Below are 9785 nucleotides of genomic sequence, written 5' to 3' on the forward strand. Positions count from 1 at the left end.
TTTTAACCTCTCATTTTTGATAATAGAGCTTTACCTGCACTTGCAGCCATTTTTGCTCCAGTGGCTGCTACTCCAATCCCTCCAACCATACCACTAGTAGCAAGATTGCCTGCTACTCCTGCTAAACCACCCTTTTCCATAGCTGAACCTACACTTTTCCCAGTTAATCCACCTATTCCACCAATAGCTGCTTTATTTATACCTCTTGTTGCTCCACCTACTACTGCCCCAGCTACTTGTGAAGCCCCAACACCACTCATAGCAGAATCTAGACTGACTTGTGCGAGATTTTGCGCAAGAGATTTAATGACTTTAATGATTTGCACTAGCACAAAGCACATAAGCGTTACTTCCAATGTTTGCAAAAGAATATTTTTTAAATCAAATTCCTTTAACGCCTCAAGGCTAAAAACTTGTTCCAAAACCGATTGACAAAATGACATAAACATAAACAAGAATAAGAGTGTAAAAGTATTTGAAAGCAGGAGCTGACACCATTGTGTGAAAACTTGCTTTGTTTGATTCCACATTAGGCAAAAAAGTGCTAGGGGTAAAACTATAATAAGGAATGTATTGCTTACACTGCACGCGATAATAGAGAAAAATAACTCAAAACAAATCGCAACAAAACATATCCCTACGATGACTATCATAAATGCTGCCATAATAGTTTTTCCAGCACTCATTCCGCTTTCTTTCCACAGACTTGCCATATATTTTAATACAGCATCTACAAGCCCATCAAGTTGCTGATAAAAGCCTATGCCACCACCAGCCCATTCATAAATCCCTTTAACCGCTTCAATAGAATAGTTAAGCCAAACTCCAGCTCCCATAGCAAAGGATAAAATAAATGCTTTTCGTCCTAAATCCCATACAAGCTCTCTTATAGGGTCTTGACTTTTTCCTGCTAATACCATATAACCTTTATACATAATACTTAGCGTTATAATTGCACTAACTATAAGTTGAAGCTGTTGCATTTTGTTATTAAGGCTCATTTGTTGCAGGTTTGAGAGTAGGTTTTCAATGGTATAACCTATGCCTGTGAACATTTGTGAAGAATCTGCCATTATTTTAATCCTACATTTCTATACTTTTCTGCTACTGAATATGTTGTATTAAGACTCTTTAGAAAAAGTTCATCTTCTTGCTCTTGCACTATGCGCTCATTATTTCTATATTCAAGTGAATCTAACTCATTAAGTGCTTTTGCTTTTTCCATTTCTGCCTGTGTAGCACGAATAGCCAAAGCTGCATTTTCTCTATCTTTTTGGCTGCTTGCTCTATCAAATTCTTTGATTTGTTTATCTAATTGTTTTTGCAATCTGCGAATAATATTTCCATAGTCGCTATGCTGTTTTATCCCTGCAGCATAATTGATTCTATCTCTTAGGCAAATATTGAGTGCGCCGTCTTTAAGCCCACTACACTTATCGTAAAGATTATAGGTGTCTGTGTATTTTTTATATTTATCGTTAAAAAAACCCTGTGGGTCGCTTAGCACTTCTTTGTTGAATTGCTCCATATCCTCTTTGGCTTTATAAATATCATTTATATCTTTGCTGATATTATTTATATCCCCTAGTAAATCATCAAGCCCCAGCGTTTCATTAGTAAATTCAGTAGCGTGTTTATCAAACTCTTGAATCTGACGCACTGAATCACTCACTTGCTTTGCATAACTTGCTATTTGTTGTATTGCAGTTATGGTATTTTGCACCAAATTGGTTGGGTCAATTACAGGAATGGCATTTGCATTTATACTTAACCCTATCCACAGAGCCACTGCTCCCACTAACTTCTTGTTACGCATTTCTATATACCTCCTTTAATGCGATTATTTTTGCCTCAAGGCTTTTTTCTTTATCATCAAATATATTTTCAATCGTATCTATATAAGAAGCACCTGTGCTAAGAATCATTAGATTCTCCTTGCCCAGAGTGCTTAAATCAAGAGTAGCAATGACACTCTCATCTTGTCTCTTAATTAAAAATTGTCTTTTTACAGGCTGAAAATCTCTAATGATTTGATATTCATCTTCACTAAGATTTAGTCCATTTATATAATCATCTGCCTTTGCTAAAGGATTTGGCAAGAAAATCTTTGTGGCACTTTGTTCTATTAAAGTTTTTGCAATAGGAAGTTTTAAGAAGTCCTCTACACTTTGTGTAGCAAGGCGTAAGAAACCATTTTGTTTTCTTATAGTTTTAAACTTGTTTTTTACCTCCTCTGCAACCACTTCATTTTCTAGCCATTTCCACGCTTCGTCTATGTCAATAACAAGCCTACGCCCATCTGCTAAACTCATAACGCGCCACAAAATAAAATAGCTTAGAATCCCATTGATATCTTTATCATCTAAAAACTCTGTCCCATCAATGCCATAAATACTTATTTCATCACTAAACTCTAAAATGTCATTTTCATTATCAAACACCCAACCAAATTGCTTACCTTTTTTAAATGCCATTAACCTTGCTTTAAGAGAGTTATCATCATTAATATCTTCTGTTAGATTCTCCAATAAAAGCGAAATGGGGTATTTGCGCTCATCTTTTTTAAATTCCCTCATAATAAATTCCACTGCATCACTTAGCTTTTTCTCTTCTTTAGCATTCAAAAACTCTCCCTTGCGCGTAACTAGCATTGTTACTAAGCCTTTTAATGTTCTTAGATTTTCTTGTGTGGCTTCCACCTTAAAGGGATTAAATCCTGTAGGTTTCCCATTTTCTATTTTTATATATTTACCACCAGCACAAAGAATATTCCCCAAAGCTCCGTAGTCTTTGTCTAAATAAACACTTGTAAATTTACGCTTATCTAGTGGGGTAGATTCAGGAAAAGTGCTCGGGTCTTTGTATTTTTGCATTTGATTAAAAGTGAAGTTCATAAACACCGTCTTTCCACCACCGCTTTGCCCTAAAATCAATGAATTTGCCAAAAACAACTCTCCAAAATCATCTTTATTATTATTGCTTTGATGAAAATTAAGATAATAAGGACTTTTATTTGGTGTTTTAAGCATACATACTGCCTCGCCCCAGCAGTTCTTATCTCTTTTGCCACTGCTAAAATTATGTAAAGCAATAAGGCTTGAATAATTTGCAGTGCTGATTTTGTGGATTCTTGGGCGAAAAGCGAAATTACAAGGCATTTGAGAGAAGTAACTTGCTGGTAATGCAATTTCTGCAATGCTTGTTAAAATCCCTATTTCATTTAAGAGTGTAATAGTTTGGTTTGTGTTGTCTTTACATTCTTTTAAACTATCTCCAAAAACAATAATAACAAAATGATAATTGCCAAAACCAATTTCTCCACTTGCCAAATCATCTAAAGCTTGTTCTATTTGTGCGGTTTGGGATATAGAATCATCTTCTACACTTTTTAGTTGATTTGCCTGTGTTTTAAGAGCAGATTTTGCCTCTATTTGCGAAAGTGGAATATAACTTTGAGTTATAGTAAATTCACAATTTAAATACATTAATGCGTCTAAAATCCCTGCATAAGTAGTATTTGAATAATCTTTGACTTCAATAGCTCTACAAAATTTGTAAGTATCATCATTGTAATTTATTTGTGCGCTCTTATGTTCAAAATAAATATTATTTAATCCACCGCTTAGATATTCATATAATGGCATATCCAAAATGCGAGTGGGTGTAAATCTACCACCTATTAAATAGTTATAAAACTCAAGCTGCTTAGAAAACTTAATACCATTTTTCTCATATTCTCCTAAAAGAGCAACACCAAACTGCTTGATATTACTTTCAAATCTTGCTTTGTATTCTTTGAATATATAAAGAAAACTTGTAAGTTGCTTTTGTTTGTCTTTTACACTTGCTTTTTTAAATACCCCTTTATCCAAACGCCCAAGAGGTGAGTAGATAATAGTAATAAAAAGACTATTTTTTAAAAGTGTCTTATCTTTAAAAGACTGCTTATATTTCTCATCAACATCTTTTAAATAAGGATTGTCAAATGCAGAATCTAGGCTATCATTGATTCTATGGCGGACATTATGAAAATAAAAGCTAACAGGCTCATTACTGAATGCGCGAAAGCACATATTAAGAGATTCATTGATAAAAGAAAGATTTATATCACTTTCAGCCTCAAAACAAATACCATCAATTCGGTAAGTGCTTAAAAGCAAGTAATCCTTTGTCATTACCACACTTGGTGCAATAATGCTTGAATAAGGAATTAGCTTTTCAAAATTTGGCTCATTATTAAGGGCTATTATATTAAGTTTTGGCACTTCTGCTCTTGCCATTTGCTTTTTGGTGTAACTTGTTGCAGAGTATGTTTTAACGCTATGAAATTTTTTGCTAAATGGATTTGTTAGAAACATTGCCTTTAGCATAAAAAGTCGAAAAATATAAGGATCTTTCTTTGCCATTGCTTTTTCTATAAAAAATAAAGGAATAGCAAGAAATAATAAGGCAAAGCTCTGTGTCCAAAAAGTTATTAAAAGTAATAACCCAAATGTTGCCAAAAGAGGCAACATAGGAACGCCAAATAATAATGCAGGACGAGTTAATCCTTTAAATAGCGGTTGCACCATTCCTCACCCTTAAAATTAGCTAATTAAAAGTCCAGCAATACCACTTGCAGCACCGATTAGAATCCCACCAAGCAATGGTGGAGCTACTTCGCGTAAAGTCTGCCCTTGAAACATAATCTTAAATCCAGCCCACATAATTGCAATAGTTAAAACAACTACACCCACAGCATATAAAGCATTACTAATGCTAGTCATAAGAGTATTTACCTTATTTAATCCGCCTGCACCAAATGTAAAGCTAGGCAACAATAAAATAGCTATAATCACGCTATTAAACAACTTAATCATATTTACTCCTTATGGAATTAAAATTGAACGATTTTTATTCCTTTGATATAATTAAAATTTAGTTTAAAAATGGGGGAAAATATGAATTTGGCATATATTAGGATTAGCACAAATAAGCAGGATACGCAAACACAGAAGTTACAAATTCAAGAATACTGCAGAATAAATGACATACATATTGATAAATTCATAGAGATAGAGCAAAGCAGTAAAAAGAGTCAAGAAATCCGCAAAATAGGAGAATTAAAAACAAAATTAAATCGTGGTGATTTGCTCATTGTAGTAGAACTTTCAAGGCTTGGAAGAAGTATGTTAGAAGTGATGAACTTAGTGCTAGAGTTAAGCAATAATGGTGTGCAAATGATTTTTCTTAGGCAACCTGAACTTAGCACATTTAATAGTGCTTATGCTAAATTGCTCCTTGCTATCTATGCCTATATTGATGAGACAGAGCGAGAATTTATAAGTCAAAGAACAAAGGCAGGGCTTGAAAAAGCAATGGCTAATGGCAAAAAGTTAGGGCGTCCAAAGGGTAGCTTCAGTAGCGAATACGATAAGGATATAGACAAGATTAAGATTCTGCTAAATAGAGGAGAATCTAAGCGTCAAGTATGGCAAAAGCTAGGTTATACCCATAAAACACTTAAAAGTTTTACAAATTTTTTAAAGAGTAGAAAAATTATCTAATTTTTGCTACAATAATCGTTCAATTTTAATTCCATATTGTAATAGCATTTGTATTATTTGGTTACAACTCTTTATTTTTTGATAAGGAACAACAATGAAAAAAGCTTTAGTATTTAGTGTAGTGATAGCAACAATGTTAGCATCTAGTGGCTGTGCGGAATATGTAAAATTCACAGAAAAAATGATTTTAGGTGATGAAACAGATTATTCAAAATGCGAGTATCTTGAGCAAAAGGCTAATGATTCTACCTTGAGTATGCCACAAAGAGAGCAGGCATTGTTAGATTTAGATAAATGCCGCAAAGAGCAAAAAAATAAGCAAAATAAGGAGAAAAAATGAAAAAGATAGTAGTATTTAGCGTAGTGGTGGTAGCGACACTTACGCTTAGTGGTTGTGGAGATTCTGTAAAAAGTGTAGAGGAATATTCTAAGTTAGAAAAGGCAGAGTTAGGTAAAATGCTTAAAGAGTGTGAAAATAAATTTGAAAAGATTTTTGATTCACCAGAAGCTTGGGAAGGAAAAGGAGAAGCTGCTGAACTAGAGGGGATAAGTCAAAAAATATACAAATCTCGTGGTGGTGAAGAGAAGCATCCTAGCAAGGATTATTTTGGATTTGTAGGGTATGGGCTAGTAACTGATGATGAGCTTAAGAAATTTGGCAATAGTAGATATGCCGAGCTTGTAGAGTGTGGGAGAATACAAATTGCCGAAAAGGGCGGTATGGAAGTCATCAATAAGCCTAGAAAATCTATAGCAGAAAAGTATAGAAATGTAGGCAAGTAGCCATAAATTTTGAATAGGTTAGTTAAAGGGACACATGTAGTATGGACATAAATGAGGTAACACAAGGAGAATATCTTTCCAAGAAGTATAAACTTTCTTGGGTTGCATATGTTGAGATGATACTTGCACATATTATTTTTATAGCTATAGTTGTGTTTTGCTCTAGTTTTTTTTCACACCAAACAATTATACTTTCCTGTTTTTTTGTTTTTGAGGCTATTTTTATTTTTTTAGTTGTATTGTCAATGAAAGCAAAATATGTTTTTATAGATGAGAGGGGAGTTTGGTATCACAGAGGAATTCTTCCTTGGACTAAAGGGGTTAATGGAATTTTATGGCACGATTGTGGTGGCTCTTCTTATAAACAAGGTTTTTTTGCTTATATTTTCAACACTTACACTATTTATATCACCCATAAATATACAGAATCTATGCAGATTGCAGTTCATCATATCTACAATGGTAAGGAGTTTTGCGGGGTTGTTTCAGACTATTTGCATAAACTACACAATAATTGAGGTTTATAATTTTACAAGCAATATACGCTCAATATAAATATAGAATAATCATACTTGATTACGCTTTAATTATTATTTGTAAATGATATAAAATTAGCGGTCAATATCCCTATCTTTCTTTTTAGGACGCATTTCTTTTAGCTTACCTGATTTATCAATCTCATTAATTTTTTGCTTCATTCTTTTTATAGCTAAGTTTTGTTTGTTTTCCAAACTTAAATCTTGCGTGAATCTATCTTTAAGTTGTTGTGTATAATCAATCATTACGGGTTGGTCATAACCTCTTATGCTTTTAACACATTGAGGAAGCCAAGTGAGTGTATCACTCATTTTCAAAATTAATACGCCCAATTCATCATCACTAAACTTGGTTGTAGAATCATACACAGAGCCTTGTGTATGCTCAAAATGATGTTTATGCAAAAAACTGCCTATATCATTATAGGCGTTATGCCAATCACCCTTAATATAATGTTCTTGTAAGGCTTTGGTATCTAAATCAAAGGCTATGGATTTAAGCTTTTTCTCACTCACGCCCAAACACCTATTTTTTCCTTTTTAAGCAATGCAATCATATCCCCCACATAGTTTTCATTATTGCTATCCCCTAGCCATTCCCAGCTTTTGACATTTGTAGTGAACCAATCACATTTTGATAAGCAATTAAACACTAAAATCCCCAAATGTGCTTGAGCATTCTTTTCCCCTCTAAACTCATAGTGATTCTTAGAGACTTTTGTTAGCCCAGCTCTTTTTGTGGCAAACTCCTCTATCTTTGCATACATCATATCAAGGTCATATATGTTCTCTCTTAAGATTTTCTCCTCGTCAAGTTCAAATCGTGTGCCAAATATTGCCTTTTGTGTCGCAGGTGCTGTCATAAGTTCTCCTCATAATTTCAAAATATATGGGCAATTATAGCAAATTAACCCACCATTATTTCACTATTCATACTTTTATTGGAATCTAGCAGTGGCAAATATATTTTAGTAATACCATAACCACTTTTTCTATATGTCTTTTCTGCCCTATAAAACACTCCATCATACTTATCAAGTAGCTTCCATAATGAATTTTTGCCCACGATTTCTAAGTTGTTTGCCGCCTTTTTGCAAACTAGCTCTGCTAAATCTTTTTGTGCAATTCCATTTTTAGATTCCGTGATGACTGCTTTAATGAGATTGAGCGTATTTTCTATTTTAGTTTCGATTTTATTTGATGTTTTAGATTCTATGGCAGTATTAAGTGGAGTGTAGATTTTTCGCACACCACCACCTTTTGGCGTGAAAGTATGGATTTTAAAGAGTTTGTTTTCAAATTCAGCAAGTAAATTCCATAATGAATTTTTACCTACAATCTCATAGTAATTTGCATTTGCAATCTTTACTATTTGTCTCGCTAAATCACTTTGAATAATGCCATTTGGATTAGCATTAATAACTTCTTGAGCAAGTTCAAGTGTTATTTGCTGCTTTTGACTTAGTCCTATCCTAATATCATCACGAAAAAATATCGTATGTGTCTTATTATCTATAATTGCTCTTTGTGCTTTTGTATCTAACCTATATTTTTGTGGCTCTAAATCTAGGCTAAGAGTTTTGGAGTTACTATTTTGAATAAAGGATTTTGATACATACCACGCTTCATCTACGCTATCTATAAAGGCTGTTGCACCTTTATACATCTTATTATTCTCTTCACCATATTGTTTTGGTTGATGGTGCAAGAAAATAATAGTCGCTCCTTTGCTTCTAAGTTTTTGCAATCTTTGCAGATAGCGAGTTACCTTGATGTCATCTTTAATATCAAAATTAATAAAGTTGCGAATGCTATCTATGATAAGCACGACATTTTCTAGGTTGTATTCTTTGAGTTTATTAAAGATACTAAAATATTTATGAGGATTTACAAAGTAATACTCCAGCTTTGCACCGCTAGATTCTACAATCTCATTTAACCCGCGCGCAGTTAATGCAGCTTCACTATTATCGCCATCTAGGTAAATGACTTTTGATACATTTGGCTTTTTAGCTAAAAAATAGGCTAATTCAAGTGATAAAAGTGATTTTCCCACTCCTGCAGAGGCATAAACCATATTTAAACTGCCGCGCATTAAAAAGTTATCTATTAACCATTTTGACCTTTCTGTTGCCTGAGCCATATATTCCTTACTAGCCAACTTGGCACAATTGCTAAATATTCCATTTACCAGAGGTAAATTTTCTACTTTTTCTGTTTTCATTGTATCTCCTTTATATTGAAATTCATATCTATTTGTTCTTTACCAAATAGCTCAATCTCTTGTGGATTCTCTGCTTGGATAGTAAATTTCTCTTTTGCCTTTAGATTGAGCGATTCTCTTATTTGAAAATCATCTAGCATATAGAGGATTCCTTTTTTATCTCTTGACAAGAATAGATGAATTGTTGCTATTCTCTTATTTTTAGTATCAAGTAAATCCCAAATTTTAAAGGATTTTGTATCTTTTGCCATCAAGAATCCTACGCATTCTTGTTTTTCATTGTAGATTTTCATCTCTCTAACCTTTTAATAACTCGGGATTTTCGTGGATATTGCCGATGACTTCAACCTCATAATATTCAAAATCAAAAACATCATTATTATTTGTTGTTTTATACATCATAAAATACAAAGGTATAGAATCATCGTGATATTTCTTGACTATTGCTATAAATAGCTCTGCTTCCTTTGGATAATCTGGGTCTATAATTCTTTCTTTAGCCTTTACAATATCCCCTTCGTAAATCTTTACACCATTTTTATCTTTAAGCCTTATCCATAGTTCAATTTCACAATCTTTAATTTCTTGATGTCCAAAAAGCTCATTAAATTCTGTTACGAAAGGCTGTTTGCTACACTCTGAAATTCCTATCGCAATAGGTTCATTCCCTGCATACAAAAGCCTTTTATTCTTATT

General features: G+C 33.4%; 13 protein-coding genes. 4 read left to right on the top strand and 9 right to left on the bottom strand.

Annotated features, from left to right (window positions below):
• Window positions 1-2: 2 nt before the first annotated feature.
• Genes LS66_RS08880 through LS66_RS08895 form a run of 4 tightly spaced genes read right to left on the bottom strand, consistent with a single transcriptional unit; the run spans window position 3 to window position 4859 of the window.
• Window positions 3-1073, bottom strand: coding sequence for a type IV secretion system protein (locus tag LS66_RS08880; protein WP_034327738.1), 1071 nt, complete (start codon window positions 1071-1073; stop codon window positions 3-5).
• Window positions 1073-1816, bottom strand: a complete 744-nt coding sequence (locus LS66_RS08885) for a type IV secretion system protein (protein ID WP_034327736.1) — start codon at window positions 1814-1816, stop codon at window positions 1073-1075. Before LS66_RS08885 ends, LS66_RS08880 begins: the two co-directional genes overlap by 1 nt.
• Window positions 1809-4571: a VirB4 family type IV secretion/conjugal transfer ATPase gene (locus LS66_RS08890; RefSeq protein ID WP_034327735.1), complete on the bottom strand. Its 2763-nt coding sequence runs from the start codon at window positions 4569-4571 to the stop codon at window positions 1809-1811. The genes LS66_RS08885 and LS66_RS08890 overlap by 8 nt, the downstream gene beginning before the upstream one ends.
• A 15-nt stretch (window positions 4572-4586) precedes the next feature.
• Complete coding sequence (locus tag LS66_RS08895) at window positions 4587-4859, bottom strand: TrbC/VirB2 family protein (RefSeq protein WP_034327733.1); 273 nt, start codon at window positions 4857-4859, stop codon at window positions 4587-4589.
• A gap of 81 nt (window positions 4860-4940) precedes the next feature.
• Here LS66_RS08895 and LS66_RS08900 point away from each other — a divergent pair, with 81 nt between their 5' ends.
• The 4 genes from LS66_RS08900 to LS66_RS08915 all read left to right on the top strand — a co-directional run bounded on the left by LS66_RS08900 (window position 4941) and on the right by LS66_RS08915 (window position 6847).
• The gene (locus LS66_RS08900; RefSeq protein WP_034327731.1) at window positions 4941-5546 is read left to right on the top strand and encodes a recombinase family protein; all 606 of its coding nucleotides are present in this window, start codon (window positions 4941-4943) and stop codon (window positions 5544-5546) included.
• Between the two features lie 94 nt (window positions 5547-5640).
• Window positions 5641-5886, top strand: a complete 246-nt coding sequence (locus LS66_RS08905; protein ID WP_034327729.1) for a hypothetical protein — start codon at window positions 5641-5643, stop codon at window positions 5884-5886.
• The gene (locus LS66_RS08910; protein WP_034327728.1) at window positions 5883-6329 is read left to right on the top strand and encodes an EexN family lipoprotein; all 447 of its coding nucleotides are present in this window, start codon (window positions 5883-5885) and stop codon (window positions 6327-6329) included. Before LS66_RS08905 ends, LS66_RS08910 begins: the two co-directional genes overlap by 4 nt.
• A 41-nt stretch (window positions 6330-6370) precedes the next feature.
• Window positions 6371-6847, top strand: a complete 477-nt coding sequence (locus tag LS66_RS08915) for a hypothetical protein (RefSeq protein ID WP_034327726.1) — start codon at window positions 6371-6373, stop codon at window positions 6845-6847.
• Between the two features lie 93 nt (window positions 6848-6940).
• Here LS66_RS08915 and LS66_RS08920 read toward each other — a convergent pair whose 3' ends face one another.
• From LS66_RS08920 to LS66_RS08940, 5 genes are all read right to left on the bottom strand, one after another.
• Window positions 6941-7381: a virulence-associated protein VapD gene (locus LS66_RS08920; RefSeq protein WP_034367195.1), complete on the bottom strand. Its 441-nt coding sequence runs from the start codon at window positions 7379-7381 to the stop codon at window positions 6941-6943.
• Window positions 7378-7728, bottom strand: a complete 351-nt coding sequence (locus tag LS66_RS08925) for a hypothetical protein (RefSeq protein ID WP_034367189.1) — start codon at window positions 7726-7728, stop codon at window positions 7378-7380. Before LS66_RS08925 ends, LS66_RS08920 begins: the two co-directional genes overlap by 4 nt.
• 44 nt (window positions 7729-7772) lie before the next feature.
• Window positions 7773-9089 (bottom strand): AAA family ATPase, encoded by a 1317-nt coding sequence (locus tag LS66_RS08930; RefSeq protein WP_052057429.1) that lies wholly within the window; start codon window positions 9087-9089, stop codon window positions 7773-7775.
• On the bottom strand, window positions 9086-9382 hold the full coding sequence (locus tag LS66_RS08935) for a hypothetical protein (RefSeq protein WP_034342955.1): 297 nt from the start codon (window positions 9380-9382) through the stop codon (window positions 9086-9088). Before LS66_RS08935 ends, LS66_RS08930 begins: the two co-directional genes overlap by 4 nt.
• Before the next feature lie 4 nt (window positions 9383-9386).
• The coding region (locus tag LS66_RS08940) for a YopX family protein (RefSeq protein ID WP_236097019.1) at window positions 9387-9785 on the bottom strand (399 nt) is incomplete at its 5' end.

The organism is Helicobacter sp. MIT 03-1614 (assembly GCF_000762925.2).
Taxonomy (GTDB): Bacteria; Campylobacterota; Campylobacteria; order Campylobacterales; family Helicobacteraceae; genus Helicobacter_C; species Helicobacter_C hepaticus.

Coding starts and splice junctions, on each gene's coding strand:
- LS66_RS08930 (WP_052057429.1), bottom strand. CDS start 9,089: ATGAAAACAGAAAAAGTAGAAAATTTACCTCTGGTAAATGGAATATTT.
- LS66_RS08895 (WP_034327733.1), bottom strand. CDS start 4,859: ATGATTAAGTTGTTTAATAGCGTGATTATAGCTATTTTATTGTTGCCT.
- LS66_RS08905 (WP_034327729.1), top strand. CDS start 5,641: ATGAAAAAAGCTTTAGTATTTAGTGTAGTGATAGCAACAATGTTAGCA.
- LS66_RS08910 (WP_034327728.1), top strand. CDS start 5,883: ATGAAAAAGATAGTAGTATTTAGCGTAGTGGTGGTAGCGACACTTACG.
- LS66_RS08925 (WP_034367189.1), bottom strand. CDS start 7,728: ATGACAGCACCTGCGACACAAAAGGCAATATTTGGCACACGATTTGAA.
- LS66_RS08935 (WP_034342955.1), bottom strand. CDS start 9,382: ATGAAAATCTACAATGAAAAACAAGAATGCGTAGGATTCTTGATGGCA.
- LS66_RS08890 (WP_034327735.1), bottom strand. CDS start 4,571: ATGGTGCAACCGCTATTTAAAGGATTAACTCGTCCTGCATTATTATTT.
- LS66_RS08900 (WP_034327731.1), top strand. CDS start 4,941: ATGAATTTGGCATATATTAGGATTAGCACAAATAAGCAGGATACGCAA.
- LS66_RS08880 (WP_034327738.1), bottom strand. CDS start 1,073: ATGGCAGATTCTTCACAAATGTTCACAGGCATAGGTTATACCATTGAA.
- LS66_RS08915 (WP_034327726.1), top strand. CDS start 6,371: ATGGACATAAATGAGGTAACACAAGGAGAATATCTTTCCAAGAAGTAT.
- LS66_RS08885 (WP_034327736.1), bottom strand. CDS start 1,816: ATGCGTAACAAGAAGTTAGTGGGAGCAGTGGCTCTGTGGATAGGGTTA.